Raw genomic sequence first — 16,772 nt, forward strand, 5'->3', positions numbered from 1 at the left:
TTCGTCTGGAGGGCCGAAGCGTCAGCGGGGACCAATTCAGGGCGGCAGCGGCCGTCCGGGCTGTTCCCGGACGGCTGCTACCTTTTCGACGGACTTGCGTGTTCGAGTGGTGACTCTGTCAGGTACGGAGCCGCGTCCACGAGCCCGAAATCGCTCCCGATTCGAGCGATTCAAGTACTCACCCGGACACCATCCCCGTATGCAGGACCAAGGACGCTCCAAGCGAAAGCGGACCGGCGGCCGACGCCGACGCTCGCACAAGAAGACCCGCCACCAGTTGGGTCGCCAGCCCGCCGAGACGACGGTCGGGGACCCACGCTTCCGGATCATCGACTCCCGCGGCGACGACCGAAAGGTCCGTGCGCTCTCGACGAACGTCGCGCAGGTCGCCATCAACGGAGAGGCGACCGAGGCGGCGATCGAGAACGTGATCGAGAACCCCGCGAACGTCAACTACGTGCGCCGGAACATCATCACGAAGGGCGCAATCATCGAGACCAGTGAAGGCGAGGCCCGTGTGACGTCCCGTCCGGGACAGACCGGACAGGTCAACGCCGTTCTCGTCGACGACGAGTAACGACCGCTTTCGCGTTTCTCCCTCGTTTTCGACAGCCGTCCAGCCGTCGTCGTGCTACGGCGTCGGCGCGGCCTTCTGTAGCGCCGTCTCAGCGATGTTGCCGCCGTAGTCCCCGCTTCGAGAGATCGAATCGACGATGAGGCCCAGCACCTGTGCGCGGGCGGGATCGAGGTCCCGAAGCAGTTCGTCGATCTGGCGGGCGCGTTCGTCGATGATCTGAACGGATTCGCGGGCGTCGTTCGCCAGCCGTGTCGATTCGTCCCCGTCTTCGGCGAGAAGCGCGTCCATCCCGTCGTCGATGATCCCGCGGGCCTCCTCGTGCAGTTCATAGAGCGCGTCGACCACTTCTTCGGGAACGGGCTTCTCCAGTTCCAGCGTCAGGTGGGCGATCTTCGTCGCGTGGTCGGCGACGCGTTCGAGTTGGCGGGCGGCGGACTGATAATCGAAGCACATCTCTCGGGCGAGGCCGAGTTCTTCGGCCGCTTTCGGGGTCCGGAGCGTCGAGCGGAAGATGCGAGAGACGACCATCCACAGTCGGTCGACGTCGTCGTCGCGCTGGATCACGTCGCGGGCCATATCAGTGTCGAGTTCCGCGAGACCGTCTATGGCATCAGAGAGCATCGAGAGCGAGATGAGTCGCATCCGACGGACCGCAGTGTGGATCGACAGTTCCGCAGAGTCCAGCAGGTCGCGGATGACCACGCTGTCACGCGTCTCTTCCAGCACCTCGAGACCGACGAGACTCTGGGTGGCCTCTCGGATCGTCCGCCGTTGACTCGTCGTGATACGTGAACTCTCGAGATTGATGATGTCGAAGCCACTGACGTACATCGTCATCACGGCGCGCGTGAGTTCATCGCCCTCGAGGTCGGTTACGTCGAGGGTCCCCTCCGTGCGTTCTTCCTCGTTTGCGGGGGCGAGAAACAGCGAATCCCCCTCCGGGTAGAACTCCACGACGCTCCCCGCCGACACGTCGTTTTCTGTCGCCCACTCTTTCGGAATTGAGACGGTAAACGTCGACCCGCCGGTGACTTGCACCTTCCGCGTTTCGACCATACGCGGGCGTTGTGCGGCCCCCAATATAAAATTGCCTATAGATATATAGTAGACATACCCGGAGCGGTTCCACACCGTGTGTTGCCGTCACATATTTGTGTGGTATAAAATCATACACTCATATAAAACGAGCAGACGAGAACGAAACCGACGCTATAGTTAGTCGCGTGAGTGAGGCTCGTGGGATAGTGCTAAACGACTTCAAAGTCGATTTTGCCGGCTTTCGAGCCTGTCAGTTATTTGTTCCGCATTCGTGTGATATGAGTTCATAACCCCGAGACGTCGGCCGCTCAGTCAGCCGTTCGTATCGACAGATACACCCATATGTATGAATATTTTTTCTATATAGTTATATTAGAAGGGTTTTTATACCGTATCTGGGTACCTCGATGTGATGACGTGCGATAATAACGGAACACGTAATTTCTCACGCCGAAAGTTCATTGCGGTTTCGAGCGGGCTTGGCGTTGCCGGCCTGGCTGGCTGCACCCAAAGCAATTCCGGGGGCGATTCCACCGCGGAGCCGACAGAGGGATCCGACGGCGGTTCCGGTAGCACCACCGACGGCGGCTCCGATGGGGGATCCGGATCGCTGTCGGGAGACATCAACATCGCAGGCTCTTCGACGGTTTTCCCGCTGGCGACGGCGATGGCCGAGCGCTTCCAGTCCCAGCACGAAGGGGTCGACATCAGCCTCCAGTCGACGGGATCCGGCGGCGGCTTCGCGAACTACTTCTGTACGGGTCAGACGGACTTCAACAACGCCTCGCGTCCGATCAAGCCCGAAGAGAAGCAGCAGTGTTCCGAGAACGACATCGAGATGATCGAACTGAAGGTCGCGACCGACGCGCTGACCGTCGTCGTCAACAACAACAACGACTGGATCGGTGACGGTCTCACCGTCGAACAACTCAAAGAGATCTGGTCCGCGGACTCGCCACCGGAAACCTGGGCCGACGTCAACCCCGACTGGCCGGACGAACCCCTGGAACTCTACGGCCCTTCGGAAGCCTCCGGGACGTTCGATTACTTCATCGAGGCAATCATCGGCGAAGACGGTCCGGGCCACCGCCAGGACTACTCGCCGACCGAGCAGGACCGGACGATCATCCAGGGCGTGCAGGGCTCGGACTACGCGATGGGCTACCTCGGCTTCGCGTACTTCAGCGAGAACCAGGACGCCGTCCAGGCAGTTCCGGTCGAGAATGACTCGGGCAACTACGTCGAACCCTCGCTCGCGACCGCGCTTTCGGGCGAGTACAACCCGCTCGCGCGCCCGCTCTTTACCTACCCGAAAAAGGCGGCGCTACAGGAGAACCACATCGCCGAGTTCGCGCGCTTCTGGCTCGAGAACTCCACCGATCGCTCGATCGTGGCCGACGAGGTCGGATACGTGCCGCTCAGCGACGACGAGCAATCGACGATGATGTCACGTGTCGAGGAGGTAGCCGGAGCGAACTGACGCGGCCTGACCGAAACAGGTAACAAAGCGCTTTTTGATACTGCCTAAAACCCACTATGCAATGAGTACAGACGAGTTAGCGGCCGACCTCACACGGCAGACCGAGAACTCACCGCGGGAACTTCTGACTCGCACGTTCTTTTTCCTGTGTGCCGGCCTCTCGATTGTCACCACAGCCAGCATCGTGATTCTGCTGGTGACGGAGGCAGCGAAGTTCTTCACGATCACCGCACCCCTGATGGGCGTGACCGGACCGACGGCGTCCATCGTGGATTTTCTCACCGGCACAACCTGGCAGATCAACAGCGAACAGTTCGGCGTTCTCGCGCTGGTGACCTCGACGCTGATGATCACGATCGGGTCGGCGGTCATCGCGATCCCCCTGGGCGTGGCGACAGCGATCTATCTCAGCGAGTACGCGAGCAACCAGGCCCGATCGGTTCTCAAGCCCGCGCTCGAAATCCTCGCGGGCGTCCCCACCGTCGTCTACGGATTCTTCGCGTTGATTTACATCACGCCGGCGCTCAGCACGATCATCCCACAGATCGGGACGTTCAATATGCTGTCGGCGAGCATCGTCGTTGGGATTATGATCATTCCGATGGTCGCGTCCATCTCGGAGGACGCGATGTCGGCCGTCCCCGACGAACTCAGGCAGGCCGGCTACGGTATGGGCGCGACGAAATTCGACGTCGCCACGGGGGTCGTCGTTCCGGCGTCGCTCTCGGGGATCTTCTCCTCGTTCATTCTCGCGCTCTCGCGCGCCATCGGTGAGACGATGGCGGTCACCGTCGCCGCAGGGTCGCGGGCGCAGTTCCTCAATCCGCTCAACCCGGCTTCTTACCTCGAGGGCGCGCTACCGATGACCGCCGCGATGGTGCAACTGCTCACCGGCGACATCACCGGTGGCGGACTGGCCTACCGGAGCCTGTTCGCGATCGGTCTCGTCCTCTTTGCGATCACACTCATAATGAACATCATCAGCGATCTCGTGGCCCAGCGCTACCGGGAGGAGTACTAAGATGGCGACTGAAAGCCCCCGAATCGAGGACTTCGGACAGGTCAGTCGAACCGCAGGCACCATCTTCCGCTATCTCATCTTGGCGGCGACGCTCTTCGGGATCGTCGTTCTCGCGGCGCTGCTCGTCTACGTCGCCAACGACGCGCTACAGCCGACGACCGCCGATCCGGGCTGGTATCTGACGTACTTTATGACGCTCATCGTGCCGACGACTCTCGTCGGGTGGGCGATCTACCGGCGGGAGCCTCAGGCGTTCACCTTCGGCGCCTTCCTCGTCGGCCTGCTGATCGTCTCGCTGCTGTTCAGCGGCGGGGTCGGCCTGCTCATCATCGACATCGTGCCGCCGCTGGTGGCACTCTCCTTCGCCATCGCTATCGCCGTGCCAGCGGCGATTTCGGTGGGGCTCACCCGGTACTCCTACCGCATCGGCTTCACTATCCGACTCGCAGTGACGACGTCCGCATTCTACCTCGCACTGTTCGGCCTGCCGGGACCGATCGGCAACCCGATCGGCGTTCCGCAGGTCGTCCCGAGTCTCGCCAAGGCCGTCCAGGCGATCCCTGTGGTTCCGGTCGATTGGATGATGATCGGGCTCGTCCTCGGGAGCGTCGCCGCGGCCGCCGTGGGGTCGTACGTCGCAGGTGTCCGCGACGCTCGAACCGGATTGTACGCCGCCGGAGGTGCCCTCGCGGCCACCCTCGGGAGCGCCGTAATCGGCCCGTTTATGGGCCTGAATCCGATCCCATCTGTCGTCGTCACCTCCGTCGCCATACTGCCGACGACGACCTACCTCTGGCAAGGAGCGTTCACCGAGGAACGCCGCCCTGCGGGGATCGGGTTCGCCGCGGTCGTCGTGGCGGGCGCACTCGGTGGCGCGGCCGCCGCCTCGGCGTTCGGCTTCGCCGGCCCGCAGTCGTGGGTCGACTGGCAGTTCCTCACCAGCGCACACAGCGGGAACGCCGAAAACGCTGGGTTGTACCCCGCAATCGGCGGCTCGATTCTGCTGATGGCGACGGTTGCGGCGATGTCGTTCCCCATCGGCGTCGGGGCGGCCGTGTATCTTGAGGAGTACGCGCCGGACAACAAGCTCACTCGCTTCGTCGACGTCAACATCTCGAACCTCGCCGGCGTCCCGTCTGTCGTCTACGGCCTCCTCGGCCTGGGCGTCTTCGTGACGTATCTCGGGCAGGCCGCGGGGACCGTCATCGTCGGCGGCGCGACGTTAGCGCTGTTGATTCTCCCAATCGTGATCATCTCCTCGCGCGAGGCGATCCGCTCGGTCCCCTCGGATATGCGGCAGGCGTCCTACGGGATGGGAGCGACGCGCTGGCAGACGGTCAAGAACGTGATCCTCCCGGAGGCGTTTCCCGGCATCCTGACCGGCACGATCCTCGCGCTCGGCCGCGCGATCGGCGAGACTGCACCGCTCATTATGATCGCCGCGCCGAACGTCGTCTTCAGCCTGCCGACGGCGCTCGAATCGAAAGTGAGCGCGATGCCGCTACAGGTGTACGCGTGGTCGAGTCTCTTCGCCGGCGAGGACTTCTACACGAAGGCGGTGCCCGCCGGTGTCGTGGTCCTGCTGGCGGTCCTGCTGGCGATGAACTCGGTTGCGATCGTCCTTCGGAACAGGTTTGAGCGAACGGGGTGATTCTTATACCAATGAGCCAACCAAACACCAATGAACAGGAAATGACCGAACAGAGTGCAGGAGATAGCAACTCGGCGGACCCGACCGACGACGATATGTTGATCCAGACCGACATCTCGGAGAGCGTCGACGATTCGAAGGAGTCCCGGCGGCGCGAGACCGTCGTTCGCGCCGAAGGCGTGAACGTCTGGTACAACGACGATCAGGCGCTGTCTGACATCACGATGGAGATCCCCGAACAGAGCGTCACCGCGATGGTGGGGCCGTCGGGATGTGGGAAATCGACGTTCCTCCGGTGCATCAACCGGATGAATGACCTCATCGACAGCGCCCGGGTCGCGGGCGATCTCTACCTCCGGGGCAAGAACGTCTACGACGAGGACGTCGATCCCGTGGCGCTTCGCCGACGGGTCGGAATGGTCTTCCAGAAACCGAACCCGTTTCCGAAGAGCATCTACGAAAACGTCACGTACGGTCTCGAAATCCAGGACAAAGGCGGCGACTACGACGAGATCGTCGAGCGCTCGCTCAAGCGGGCCGCACTGTGGGACGAGGTCAAAGACCAACTCCACGAGTCGGGGCTCGCGCTTTCCGGCGGGCAGCAGCAGCGACTCTGTATCGCCCGAGCGATCGCGCCCGACCCGGAAGTCCTGCTGATGGACGAACCCGCCTCGGCGCTCGATCCGGTCGCGACCTCCCAGATCGAGGACCTCATCGAGGAACTCGCCCGCGACTACACGGTCGTCATTGTCACGCACAATATGCAACAGGCCGCGCGGATCTCCGATCGGACGGCGGTGTTTCTCACCGGCGGGGAACTCGTCGAGTTCGACGATACCCAGAAGATCTTCGAGAACCCGGAGAGCCAGCGCGTCGAGGACTACATCACTGGAAAGTTCGGGTAAGTCGATTCGGCGGGTCGCTCCCGCGTCGGTCGCGGATCGCACGACACAATTAAACCCCCAACCCGTGTGCCGTCAGATATGCCAAGGCGAGAATATCAGGAGTCCCTCTCGGATCTCCGCGACGATGTGCTCTATATGAGCGAGATCGTCGCCGAACGCCTCCGCTAGGGACTCGACGCGCTCGAACAGAAAGACGGATCGACCGCCCGAAAAGTCATCGACGGCGACGACGAGGTGAATCAGATGTACCTCGATTTGGAGGCAGAGTGCATCGACCTCATCGCCCTCCAGCAACCAGTCGCCTCTGACCTCCGGTTCATTGCGGCAACGTTCAAAATCATCACCGACCTCGAGCGAATCGGCGACCTCGCGGTCAACCTCGCACAGTACGCGCTGGACGCCGATCGAGACGTCTTCCCCGAGGTCGACGTCCAGCAGATCGGCGTGGAGACCCTCGATATGCTCGACGGAGCGATGGCGGCTTACGCCGAAGAGAACCCTCGAACCTGCTACGCCGTCGCCGAGCAGGACGACGAACTCGACGCAATGTGTGAGGCCGCGAGCACGACCGTCGTCCGCGACCTCATCGAGGGCGACCCGTTCGGCGAGGAAAGCGCCGACGCGGAGGCGTATATGCAGGACATCTCACGCCTCCTGCTGACGGTGCGGGACCTCGAACGGGTCGGCGACCACGCGGTCAACATCGCCGCCCGGTCGCTGTATATGATCGAAGACGACGCAGAACTGTTGTATTAAGCCGCCAGTAGCGGGGTTTCTCCGTCGGAAGGTCTCGTCTCCCGTCGTCAGAAGATGTTCGCCTGGCGGTACACGCTGATTCCCGCCGCTGTGAGTTCGTAGGGCTTCGTCTCCCGGGAGTGGTTCGCATCGCGGATCTTCTGGATCTCGATTGCCAGCCGCGTCTCACGGAAGTCGCTCGGGCGGACGTACTGGAGAACGAACACGGCATCTGCGAGATATTCGACGATACCGAATCGCGAGGTGTAGGGATTGTTCTCGTTGGCCTCTGAGGTCAGAAGCGTCGTAATCCCGGCGTTCTTCAGCGAGCGCGAGAACCCGAACACCTGACTGCGCCGCCGCGGCGCGCTCTCGTACATCATCTCCAGAAGCGACACTGAGTCGAGCACGAGGCGGTCCGCCCCGAAGTCCTCGATGAGGTCGGGCAGTTCGTTCTGGATGCTGTCGAGGCTGTTTGCCATCTCGATGGGGTCGATGTCGACGACGGCCAGTCGGTCCTCCTCAATGTACTCCCCGAAGCCCCACCCCTTCTCGTCGGCCGTGTCCACGATCCGCTCTTGGCTCTCTTCGAGGGTGATGTAGACCGCGTCCTCGCCGTTCTCGAGTCCGTGTCGGAGGAACTGGAGGCCGAATGTAGTCTTTCCGGTCCCGGCCGATCCGATGGCGACCATCAGCGAGCGGCGGGGCACCCCTCCGAGGATCATATTGTCGAGGCCGTCGATCCCGATGTCGATCCGCGGCAGATCGGACTCGAACTCACCGGCGTCGGGGTCGAATCCGCCCGGCGGGTCACCGAGGTCATCGTCGAAGTCCTCGAAGCCGAAGTCGTTTCCCACGTCGTCGCCGCCGAACGGATCGCTGCCCCCACCGGTGTCGAACGGGTCGGAACCGTCGGCCCCGAAGGAGTCGGAGCCACCGCCGAAGGATCCACCGGCGTCCGCCCCGCCCGGGTCCGGTGCGTCCTGGAGCGCGGACGCGAAGTCGTCGTCGAAGGGAGTCCCTCCCTCGTCGGTGGTGTCGTCTGGGGCAGGGGGACCACTGTCTCTGTCGTCACTACCGAAAGAATCGGCCTGATCGGTTGCGGATGGAGGCTCGTCTGGGTACGCGCCCTCGGAGCCGCCACGAGCGTCGTCGGAGCCGGGAGCCGCGGGGTCCGCATCGTCCTCCAGTTCGGTGTGTCCGTCGTCGACTACCGAGCCGTCGGTCGATTCAGTATCCCGGCGGTCGGGAATCTGCTGGTCGTCGATCGCCTCTCGATCGTCGTGAGCCTCCCGATCGTCGGTCGCGTCCTGGCCGTTAGCGGTATGACGTGCCGCGTCTGCGTCGTCCTCATCCCGGGCGGCGTCGCGTGTCGCGTCTGCGTCGCTCTCGTCTTCGGCGTCCTCGCCGATTGCGCGCTCGAACCAGTCGTCGTCACTCACGACGCTCACCTGCCCCGCAGTTCTGGCTGGCGTCCCTGCTTCGAGGCCGGCACCAATTGCGAATCTCTGCCATCTCCGTCGTCGGAACGACGGCCGGGCCTGGTATGAATGTTGCCCGTGACGAGCAGGGCAGATTCCCGCCGCGAGGGGTGTCGACGCGTTCGTCGCGTGACGGAGTCCTTTTTGATCAGCGCGTCGAACCGACGAACCGAGATGAAGGTGGCCATCGTCGCCCAGTGGGACAACGACCGGACCGCCCGACTGGCTGGCGACCTCCGGGAGCGACTCCGCGCGGAGGACGTCACCGTGTGGATCGATGCGGCGACGGCCGCCGAACTCGACGTGTCGGGACACGCCGTCAGTACGTTCGGACAGGCCGATCTGGTCGTCAGCATCGGCGGAGACGGGACGTTCCTCTTCGCCGCCCACGGTGCCGGGAGAACGCCGATTCTCGGCGTCAATCTCGGCGAGGTGGGATTCCTCAACGCGGTCAACCCCGAAGATGCCGTCGACGCCGTGATGAAGGAGGTGCGACGATTTCGCGAGGAGGGCGAACTCCCGACGCGGACCGTCCCGCGCCTCCGCGCAGAAACCGGAGTCCGGGCGCTCCCGCCGGCCGTCAACGAGGTCGTCGTCCAGGGGGCCCGTCGCGGACACGGTGGCGGGGCGTCGATCGAGGTCCGAATCGACGGGTCCCGGTTCACCGGGGGCCACGCGGACGGCGTGCTCGTCGCGACGCCGACCGGCAGCACCGCGTACAACCTCAGTGAGGACGGCCCGCTCGTCCATCCGGGCGTATCGGGCCTCATCGTGACTGAGATGGCCGACGTCACCGGGCGACCGCCGCTCGTCGTCGACCGCAACGTGACAGTCACAGTGACTGTTGAGGATGTCGAGGAGGCCGTGGTGGTCGTCGACGGGCGCGTGCGTGAATCGGTTGCGCCGCCGGTGGACGTGACGGTCTCGGTCGCCGACGACCCCGTTCGGATGGCCGGCCCTGCGTCCGATTTCTTCGAAGCACTCGGAAAACTGGACTGAGCGCCCGGTTCGAGGCGTTCCACTGCGAGGGCAGAAAGCAGGTCGAGTCAGTCCCGTACAGACGACAGCAGGGGTGGATATACGTTTCCGATACGCTCGAGCGCACCCCGGCTGCGCCGACAAAATCGCTTCGGACCACGGTGCGAATGGACAGTATCGGCCCTGAGAACAGTGATGCTGCCACCTTCGCGATTCCGTTCGTATAGCAATCCACATTAACCCCCGACACGAATCGGTGAGATATGACTCAGTCGTACGTCATCATCGGCGACGGTGTTGCGGGCAGTTCCGCCGCCGAGACGCTCCGCGAGGAGGACCCCGACGCCGATGTGACCGTCATCACGGACGAGGGCGAAGCCCTGTACAACCGAATCCTCATCAAGGAGTTCGCCAAGGGCAAGCTCCCCGAAGCGCCAATCTCGATCCACGACGAATCGTGGTACGAGGAGCGCGACATCGACCTCCAACTCAACACCCTGGTCGTAGACATCGATGTAGCGGGCCACACACTCGAGACACACGGAGGCGACGTCCACGAGTGGGACAAACTCCTCATCGCGACAGGCGGGACACCGACACAGCTCCCCGTTGGTAACTCCGACGCCGACGGCGTTCACCACTTCTGGACGTTTCAGGACGCTCGCGCGATCAAGAACCACATCGAGAACGCCGACAACTCCGTGGTCGTCGGGGCGGGCCTGCTCGGCATCGATCTCGCGGCGATCACGGCCGCCCAAGACGTCGAGGGCAAGTACCTGATGCGCGGAGACTGCTGGTGGCGCTACGCCCTCTCGGAGGAGGGTGCAGAGATCATCCACGACGCGCTGCGCGAGCGGAACGTCGAACCGGTCTTCCAGTCGGGCGTCGATCACTTCGAGACCGACGACGACGGACACGTCACGACCGCTGTCGACCCCAACGGCGACGAGTACGACGCCGACTTCGTCGGGATCGCGATCGGCCTGAATTTCAACACAGAGATCCTCCAGGACACCCCGATCGAGTGCGACGACGGCATCATCGTCGACGAGTATATGCAGACGAACCACGAGGACGTCTTCGCGGCGGGCGACATCACGGAGTTCACCGACCTGATCCTCGGCGAGCGCGCACAGAACGGCGCGTGGGGGTCCGCGAAGGAGCAGGGATCGGTCGCCGCACAGAATATGGTAAACTACGGAACAGAGCCGTTCGAGTGGGTCTCCTCGTATTCGATCACCCACTTCGACTTCCCGTTCCTCTCGTTCGGGCACCCGACTCTCGGCGAGGACAACGCCGAGGCCAAATACTCCGACACCGAATGGCGGCGGCTGGCGTTCAAGAACGGCCAGATCGTCGGCGGCGTCCTCATCGGCGACCTTTCACCGCAGTCGAAGTACAAGAAACTGATGCGCGAGCAGCGCGTCGTCGCCGACCAGAAAGACGTCCTGATGAAGCAGAACTTCGAGATCGACGAACTCGAACTCGAAGGCACCCCCGCCGAGTAACGGTTCCGCTACCGATATCGACGAGCCGATCGCGTTCTGGCGCTGTTTTCACCGTGACAGAATCGACGGGAGTACGGACGCCGTCAGGACGATCGGAGTAGATCGCTCCATCCAGTCCGTCGGTGGATCCGACACAATCTTTATGATCTTTTGTGCACTTTGTTGGCGTATGTCACGGTCACTGCAGAGTAGCGGGGACGCGGACGTTGGGTCTGTGATCGTCGAGTGCGACGCCGCAGACGTCGAGCCAACGGATCGTATCCTCGATGTCGACCAACTATCGCCGCGGGATCGGCAAGAGATCCTCGACGCGGTCGAGGGATCGAACCGGGCGGTCGACCTCCAAGAACTCGACTCCGGTGACGTGGTTCGGTTCACCGAGTACTACCGCGTCGTGTGAGAGAGATCGAGCGCGCACCGGAGCGTCGCCGGGGCGGACCGATGCAGTTTTTGGCGGGTGGCCGATACCACGAGGTATGAGCGACGAGTCCACAAGCGGCGGGGCCCCCGGCGGCGGCGACGCCGATATGACGCTGGCGTTCGAGTTGGACGCGCTCCGGAACCTCGCGGATCCGACTGCCGTGTTCAACGACGCTCGCCAGTGGACCGAGTACGTCGGCGTCGTGAGCGAGAAGCCCACGTACGTCGTCACGAACTACACCCGCAAGCACCGGGTTCGACAGGACTTTTTTTCGGGGCCGCGTGGCGTCAAAGAGAGCCTCGAGAACGTCAAGGAGCAGTTCGACACCGATCGACACGTCTTCGTCGGCGTCTCCGAAGAGGATCAGGAGATCGCCGAGGCAGCAGGGTGGGAGTTCCTACCGCTGCAGAACGCGGCCGAGGCGGCCGAGTGGCGAATCGCCGGCAGCACCGGATCGCAGGACCCCTTCGAATCCAGCAGCAGAGACGACTGGCCATAAGCTAGGTCATACCCAGGCGGCTGAAACCGCTGGTATTCTTCAGGTAACGAAAGCGTTAATCAAACTGGGTGCGTCACCTTTTACGATGAGTCACCAACTTCCTGACGTACAGGCGAGCCAGCCCGACGTCACGGTCGGGTTGAGTCAGGTCGGCGTCACAGGCGTCGACAAGCTCGTCAAACTCGCCCGGGACGGCAAGCAACGCCCGCTTGTCCTGATGGCGGAGTTCGAGGTGTTCGTAGACCTCCCTAGCGGTCGCAAGGGCATCGATATGAGTCGAAATATGCAGGTCATCGACGAGACGCTCGAGTCGGCCGTCTCCGAGCCGACGTTCCGCGTCGAGGATATGTGCGGCGACGCCGCCGAGCGCCTGCTCGCGAAACACGACTACACCTCCACTGCCGAAGTTCGGATGACCGCGGACTTCGTCGTCCGCGAGGACACGCCTGCGAGCAGCCTCGCGACCCAGAGTACGATCTCTATCGTCGCCAGCGCGACGGCGACCGACGAGGGGACCCGCGAAGAAATCGGTGCCGAAGTTACCGGGATGACGGTCTGTCCGTGCTCCCAGGGGATGTCGGCCTCCCGCGCACGCGACGTCCTGCACGATCTGAAAGTCGACGACGGGACCATCGAGGAGTTCCTCGAGAAAGTCCCCCAGCCGGGTCACTCTCAGCGCGGACACGCGACGCTGACGGTCACCGCGGACGGATCCCCGGACGTCGATCTGATGGAGGTCGCCGAGATCGCCCGCGACTCGATGTCCGCGCGGATCTACAACCTCGCAAAGCGTCCCGACGAGGACCATATGACCTACCAGGCCCACGCCGACGCCAAGTTCGTAGAGGACTGCGTCCGCTCGATGGCCGAGCAGGTCGTCGAAGAGTTCGATCATCTCGACGACGACGCCGTCGTCCGGATGCGGCAGTCGAACGACGAGTCGATCCACCAGCACAACGCCCACGCCGAGCGGGAAGTCACGCTCGAACAGTTACGCAGCGAAGTTAACGACACCAGCGCGTAGTCTGCATCACCCGCGTGCGCTCACTGCGCTTCCCCGCCGAGCGACATCTGAGCGAGGGGTTCTGCCGCCTCCCAGGTCGGATCGAACATCTCTCGAACGTCTGCGGCGAACTCCGGGTCCTTCAGGTCGATCATCGCGAACGCCTCGGCCGGGTCCAGGGGGTTCGGCACCTCGATACAGACCTCGACGTCGTCGATGAGTTCGAACGTCCCCGAGAGCCCCGGGGCCGTCCGGACGTCGAAGTCGGGGTGATCTGCCAGGTGGTCGACGTACCGATCCCCAACGCTCTGTGGTAACGAATCGACGAGGGGCGGGGCCATCAGCACCGAAACGTCGACGCCGCGGTCGAGCGCCGCTTCGAGTTCTTCGGTCACTTTGTCACCGAGAACGCCCAGGTCGAACTGCGGCGATACCGCGCCGGAGACGACGACGAGCGTCTCGTCGGCGGCCGCGAGACGTTCGACGAGCAGTTCGGCGGACTCTTCGCTGCCAACTGCGGCCGTCCAGAACTGGCTCTGAACGGGATCGGCGGTCTCTAACTCGGCGGTGAGTTCGTCGACGACGTTCTCGTACTGCTCGGCCTGCTCGCGCAGTTCCCGGCGTTTGCTTTCTAAGAGTCGATCGAGCGCCGTGTCGGGTTCGACGGCGACGTACTTCTTCGGACGACTCGCGGCCTGACTGCGGACGAGGTTGTGCTGTTCGAGACTGTTGAGGACGTCGTAGATCCGCCCCATCGGGACGTCGCTGGCGCGTGACAACTCCTTAGCGGTTGTCGCCCCGGCTTGGAGAAGCGAGCGGTACGCTCGTGCCTCGTACTCCGACAGCCCGAGATCCCTGAGGGTCGCCATATCCTCCCGTCCAGTGCCACGGATAAAAAACCAACCGGAGGTTTATATACTCGATCTCACTGTTTTTTCGGCTCCGACACGCCCGGGTGTTGCTCAGCCATCGCTCGTCAGCGCCGAGACGGCGGTCATCAGTTCGTCCGGCGTCTCCGCTTCACGGGTCGACTCGCCCACGCGCACCGTGGCGGTTCCCGGGGAGCGGGCCGGGGCGTCGGGGACGACGATGGACTCGTGGTCGGCCACGCGGAGTGCGGCGCGGTGGAGGTCAGTTCCCGACTCACTGCCGACGGCGATCACGAGGTCCGGGCGGGTCAGCCGCGCCGCGACGGCTCCGTAGCCGGCGATCTGAATCCCGATCCGGTCCCACGCGCCAGCGAAGGCAGCGACACCGGCGCGGGCCGCAGTGCGGTAGTCGTCGGCCGAGCGATCGGCGTTCGACGAATCGGGATTGCCGGGTTCGTCCTCGAACGCTTCACGGAGTGCTGCGAGATCGAGGAGCGCCGCAGCCATCTCGACGCCCCCATCGAGCGGTCGGAGCGGTTCGTCGAGCAGCCCGGGACCTGCCTGGGGACCGTCACGGAACGCGTCTTCAGACTCCTGAAGGGCGTCGACGGCGGCATCAGCAACGATGCGAGCGAGGGCCAGCGGGTCGCGGTCGGTGCCGAGGGCGTCGGGACCGCAGACCTGCCGCGCGGTCGTGAACGCTCGCACGACGCGTGCGTGATCCTCTAAGAGCAGTTCGGGGGCGCTGCCGTCGTCGGTCGCGAAGTGCGACACGACACCGTCATCGTCGATAAGCGTTCTCTCGACCGTCTCAAGCACACGACCGGCGTATTCGCGAGCGGTGTCGTCGTCGGTGTAGGCCGCGAGCGTCAGGAGCGCGTCCGCCGCCAAGGCATTCCCGCCCGCGTAGCCGGTCAGGTCCCGCCGGGGACCGAGCGCCGAGTCAGTGTCGTCACCGGGATCGCTCTCGGCTGCGGGTGCGACGCTCCCGCCGAAGGTGCTCCCGTTCCAGAGAGTCTCCACGAGGAACTCGCGCGTCCCGACCGCCGGGTCGAGCAGGTCTCCGTTGCCGGTGTAGAGGTACCCGTTGGCGAAGGCGCGGATCAGGGCGGCGTTGACGTCAAGCACCTTCTCGGTGTGTGGATCGCTCCAGTCGCGCGCCTCGGCGTAGCGGTAGAAGCCGCCGACCTCGTCGTCGTACAGCGACTCGCCGATCACGCTGAGCGTCTCGGTCGCCTGCCCGCGTGCCCGCTTGAGCGCGAACTCGATTGTGCCCGGGAGCGGGAACTTCGCGTCGGTTCCCCACCCCGCGAACCGCGGGTCCCACTTCTCGTCGAGTTGGCCCGCGAGGTGGGATTCGATTCGCTCGTCGACGGCACCCGCCGGGGTCGGCTCACCGGCCAGCGCCCGCGGGATCCGGCCGCCGTCCTCGCCTCTCTGGTTCCAGCGGTCGCGGACGGAACCGAGCACCTGTCGCATCCCGTCGGGACCGAGATAGGTCGCTCCGCTGAGGACCTTCCCGGACGGAGTACAGAACACTGTGGACGGAAACCCACCCATATTGTAGCGCTCGCGGACCCGGGGGTGACGGTCGATGTCGACGCGGACAGGAATGAAGCCGTCGTTGACGTTCGCGGCGATCCGCGGTTCGCCGTACGTCTCCGCGTCCATCTCGTGACAACTGTCGCACCACGTGGCAGTGAGTGCGAGCAGCACGGGACGGTCGGCTGCGGCGGCCTCCTCGAACGGCGCGGGACCCCACTCGCGCCACTCGACGTGCGTGTCGTCGGTCATACTCTCGCTCCGGTGCCGTCGGGTGTAAGCCCTTCGAGAGGGGCCGAGTCGGGACCTCGCCGGCGGTTTCGGGCGATGCGGCGACACAAGGGCTATCAACGGCGACCGCAAACGGAATCGTATGCGAACGCGCTGGGTCATCGCGCTCCTGTTGGCGATCCCCCTCGTCGATACGCTCCTGTTGCTCCCGGTCGCTTCAGCGATCGGACTCCTGCCGACCGTGCTGCTGGTGGTGCTCACCGGCCTCGTCGGGATGTTGCTCGTCCGCGCGGAAGGACGGCATACGCTCACCAAACTCCAGCGGAAGGCCGCGACCGGCGAGGTGCCGACGAACGAACTCTTCGACGGCGGATTTCTCATCGCCGCGGGCGCGTTTCTGCTCACGCCGGGAATCGTGACCGACGCAGTCGGCTTTGCGCTCGCGCTTCCGGTGACACGGTATCCGATTCGCGAGGTTGTGAAGCGCTACGTCGTGCGCCCGTATCTCGATCGGCAGACCGGCGGCTTCGTCTCCGGGAACGTCTGGGTCGGTGGCTTCCCGGATGGCGACGACGACGTGGTGAACCTGGATCCCGAAGAGTACGGCCGCCCCGGGGACGACAACTGAGCGCGCTGGCCCCGAACTCGTCACCGGTTTCGCGTCTGCGACAAACCCTCGTTTCGCGTGACTGCAGCGCCAACGGGTCGAAAGGAAACTCTTAAACTACTCATCGAACAACGGCTAGATGCGCTCACCTGGGCCAATAGCTCAGTCAGGTTGAGCGCTCGGCTGATAACCGGGAGGTCCACGGTTCAAATCCGTGTTGGCCCAC

The 16,772-nt window shown here is 63.9% G+C and carries 15 protein-coding genes, 1 tRNA gene and 1 pseudogene; 13 read left to right on the top strand and 4 right to left on the bottom strand.

Going from position 1 to position 16,772, the window contains the following annotated elements; genetic code table 11:
• Positions 1–199 precede the first annotated feature (199 nt).
• Positions 200–577 (top strand): 30S ribosomal protein S8e, encoded by a 378-nt coding sequence (locus ABEI27_RS13970; RefSeq protein WP_375800019.1) that lies wholly within the window; start codon positions 200–202, stop codon positions 575–577.
• A 54-nt stretch (positions 578–631) separates the two neighbouring features.
• Here ABEI27_RS13970 and ABEI27_RS13975 read toward each other — a convergent pair whose 3' ends face one another.
• Positions 632–1,633, bottom strand: coding sequence for a PhoU domain-containing protein (locus ABEI27_RS13975; RefSeq protein WP_375800020.1), 1,002 nt, complete (start codon positions 1,631–1,633; stop codon positions 632–634).
• 394 nt (positions 1,634–2,027) lie between these two features.
• Here ABEI27_RS13975 and ABEI27_RS13980 point away from each other — a divergent pair, with 394 nt between their 5' ends.
• The 5 genes and pseudogenes from ABEI27_RS13980 (at position 2,028) to phoU (ending at position 7,428) form a co-directional block, all read left to right on the top strand.
• Complete coding sequence (locus ABEI27_RS13980) at positions 2,028–3,095, top strand: PstS family phosphate ABC transporter substrate-binding protein (RefSeq protein ID WP_375800021.1); 1,068 nt, start codon at positions 2,028–2,030, stop codon at positions 3,093–3,095.
• Positions 3,096–3,156: 61 nt separating this feature from the next.
• Complete coding sequence (gene pstC, locus ABEI27_RS13985) at positions 3,157–4,116, top strand: phosphate ABC transporter permease subunit PstC (protein ID WP_375800022.1); 960 nt, start codon at positions 3,157–3,159, stop codon at positions 4,114–4,116.
• Between the two features lies 1 nt (position 4,117).
• Entirely contained in the window at positions 4,118–5,767 is a 1,650-nt protein-coding gene (pstA, locus tag ABEI27_RS13990; RefSeq protein WP_375800023.1) for a phosphate ABC transporter permease PstA, read from the top strand.
• A gap of 41 nt (positions 5,768–5,808) precedes the next feature.
• Positions 5,809–6,672, top strand: coding sequence for a phosphate ABC transporter ATP-binding protein PstB (gene pstB, locus ABEI27_RS13995; RefSeq protein WP_375800033.1), 864 nt, complete (start codon positions 5,809–5,811; stop codon positions 6,670–6,672).
• A 78-nt stretch (positions 6,673–6,750) separates the two neighbouring features.
• Positions 6,751–7,428, top strand: a pseudogene (gene phoU, locus ABEI27_RS14000) (phosphate signaling complex protein PhoU).
• Between the two features lie 47 nt (positions 7,429–7,475).
• On the opposite strand, the gene ABEI27_RS14005 reads toward phoU, so the two are convergent.
• Positions 7,476–8,675: a KaiC domain-containing protein gene (locus tag ABEI27_RS14005; RefSeq protein WP_405002943.1), complete on the bottom strand. Its 1,200-nt coding sequence runs from the start codon at positions 8,673–8,675 to the stop codon at positions 7,476–7,478.
• A gap of 387 nt (positions 8,676–9,062) precedes the next feature.
• Between ABEI27_RS14005 and ABEI27_RS14010 the strand changes: the two genes are divergently transcribed.
• The 5 genes from ABEI27_RS14010 to mptA all read left to right on the top strand — a co-directional run bounded on the left by ABEI27_RS14010 (position 9,063) and on the right by mptA (position 13,318).
• On the top strand, positions 9,063–9,887 hold the full coding sequence (locus ABEI27_RS14010) for an NAD(+)/NADH kinase (protein ID WP_375800025.1): 825 nt from the start codon (positions 9,063–9,065) through the stop codon (positions 9,885–9,887).
• A 242-nt stretch (positions 9,888–10,129) separates the two neighbouring features.
• Positions 10,130–11,374 carry an NAD(P)/FAD-dependent oxidoreductase gene (locus ABEI27_RS14015; protein ID WP_375800026.1) on the top strand — a complete coding sequence of 415 codons (1,245 nt, stop codon included), beginning with the start codon at positions 10,130–10,132 and terminating at the stop codon, positions 11,372–11,374.
• Positions 11,375–11,543: 169 nt separating this feature from the next.
• Positions 11,544–11,774 carry a hypothetical protein gene (locus ABEI27_RS14020; protein ID WP_375800027.1) on the top strand — a complete coding sequence of 77 codons (231 nt, stop codon included), beginning with the start codon at positions 11,544–11,546 and terminating at the stop codon, positions 11,772–11,774.
• A gap of 76 nt (positions 11,775–11,850) precedes the next feature.
• Positions 11,851–12,294 carry a hypothetical protein gene (locus tag ABEI27_RS14025; protein ID WP_375800028.1) on the top strand — a complete coding sequence of 148 codons (444 nt, stop codon included), beginning with the start codon at positions 11,851–11,853 and terminating at the stop codon, positions 12,292–12,294.
• 85 nt (positions 12,295–12,379) lie between these two features.
• Entirely contained in the window at positions 12,380–13,318 is a 939-nt protein-coding gene (gene mptA / locus ABEI27_RS14030; RefSeq protein ID WP_375800029.1) for a GTP cyclohydrolase MptA, read from the top strand.
• A gap of 20 nt (positions 13,319–13,338) precedes the next feature.
• Here the strand turns inward: mptA and ABEI27_RS14035 are convergent, their stop codons facing one another.
• The gene (locus ABEI27_RS14035) at positions 13,339–14,166 is read right to left on the bottom strand and encodes a TrmB family transcriptional regulator (protein WP_375800030.1); all 828 of its coding nucleotides are present in this window, start codon (positions 14,164–14,166) and stop codon (positions 13,339–13,341) included.
• 93 nt (positions 14,167–14,259) lie between these two features.
• On the bottom strand, positions 14,260–15,960 hold the full coding sequence (locus ABEI27_RS14040) for a DUF255 domain-containing protein (protein ID WP_375800031.1): 1,701 nt from the start codon (positions 15,958–15,960) through the stop codon (positions 14,260–14,262).
• Between the two features lie 121 nt (positions 15,961–16,081).
• Between ABEI27_RS14040 and ABEI27_RS14045 the strand changes: the two genes are divergently transcribed.
• Positions 16,082–16,567, top strand: coding sequence for an FxsA family protein (locus ABEI27_RS14045; RefSeq protein ID WP_375800032.1), 486 nt, complete (start codon positions 16,082–16,084; stop codon positions 16,565–16,567).
• Positions 16,568–16,697: 130 nt separating this feature from the next.
• Positions 16,698–16,771: transfer RNA gene (locus ABEI27_RS14050), tRNA-Ile, on the top strand.
• Position 16,772 lies beyond the last annotated feature (1 nt).

The sequence above is a fragment of the Halobellus sp. genome, from assembly GCF_042218505.1.
Lineage (GTDB): Archaea > Halobacteriota > Halobacteria > Halobacteriales > Haloferacaceae > Haloquadratum.

What these genes read in the sequence shown, in the direction of transcription:
- pstB (WP_375800033.1), top strand. Translation starts at nt 5,809, where the DNA reads ATGACCGAACAGAGTGCAGGAGATAGCAACTCGGCGGACCCGACCGAC.
- ABEI27_RS13975 (WP_375800020.1), bottom strand. Translation starts at nt 1,633, where the DNA reads ATGGTCGAAACGCGGAAGGTGCAAGTCACCGGCGGGTCGACGTTTACC.
- ABEI27_RS13980 (WP_375800021.1), top strand. Translation starts at nt 2,028, where the DNA reads ATGACGTGCGATAATAACGGAACACGTAATTTCTCACGCCGAAAGTTC.
- ABEI27_RS14015 (WP_375800026.1), top strand. Translation starts at nt 10,130, where the DNA reads ATGACTCAGTCGTACGTCATCATCGGCGACGGTGTTGCGGGCAGTTCC.
- ABEI27_RS13970 (WP_375800019.1), top strand. Translation starts at nt 200, where the DNA reads ATGCAGGACCAAGGACGCTCCAAGCGAAAGCGGACCGGCGGCCGACGC.
- ABEI27_RS14040 (WP_375800031.1), bottom strand. Translation starts at nt 15,960, where the DNA reads ATGACCGACGACACGCACGTCGAGTGGCGCGAGTGGGGTCCCGCGCCG.
- ABEI27_RS14025 (WP_375800028.1), top strand. Translation starts at nt 11,851, where the DNA reads ATGAGCGACGAGTCCACAAGCGGCGGGGCCCCCGGCGGCGGCGACGCC.
- ABEI27_RS14020 (WP_375800027.1), top strand. Translation starts at nt 11,544, where the DNA reads ATGTCACGGTCACTGCAGAGTAGCGGGGACGCGGACGTTGGGTCTGTG.
- mptA (WP_375800029.1), top strand. Translation starts at nt 12,380, where the DNA reads ATGAGTCACCAACTTCCTGACGTACAGGCGAGCCAGCCCGACGTCACG.
- ABEI27_RS14035 (WP_375800030.1), bottom strand. Translation starts at nt 14,166, where the DNA reads ATGGCGACCCTCAGGGATCTCGGGCTGTCGGAGTACGAGGCACGAGCG.
- pstC (WP_375800022.1), top strand. Translation starts at nt 3,157, where the DNA reads ATGAGTACAGACGAGTTAGCGGCCGACCTCACACGGCAGACCGAGAAC.
- ABEI27_RS14045 (WP_375800032.1), top strand. Translation starts at nt 16,082, where the DNA reads ATGCGAACGCGCTGGGTCATCGCGCTCCTGTTGGCGATCCCCCTCGTC.
- pstA (WP_375800023.1), top strand. Translation starts at nt 4,118, where the DNA reads ATGGCGACTGAAAGCCCCCGAATCGAGGACTTCGGACAGGTCAGTCGA.
- ABEI27_RS14010 (WP_375800025.1), top strand. Translation starts at nt 9,063, where the DNA reads ATGAAGGTGGCCATCGTCGCCCAGTGGGACAACGACCGGACCGCCCGA.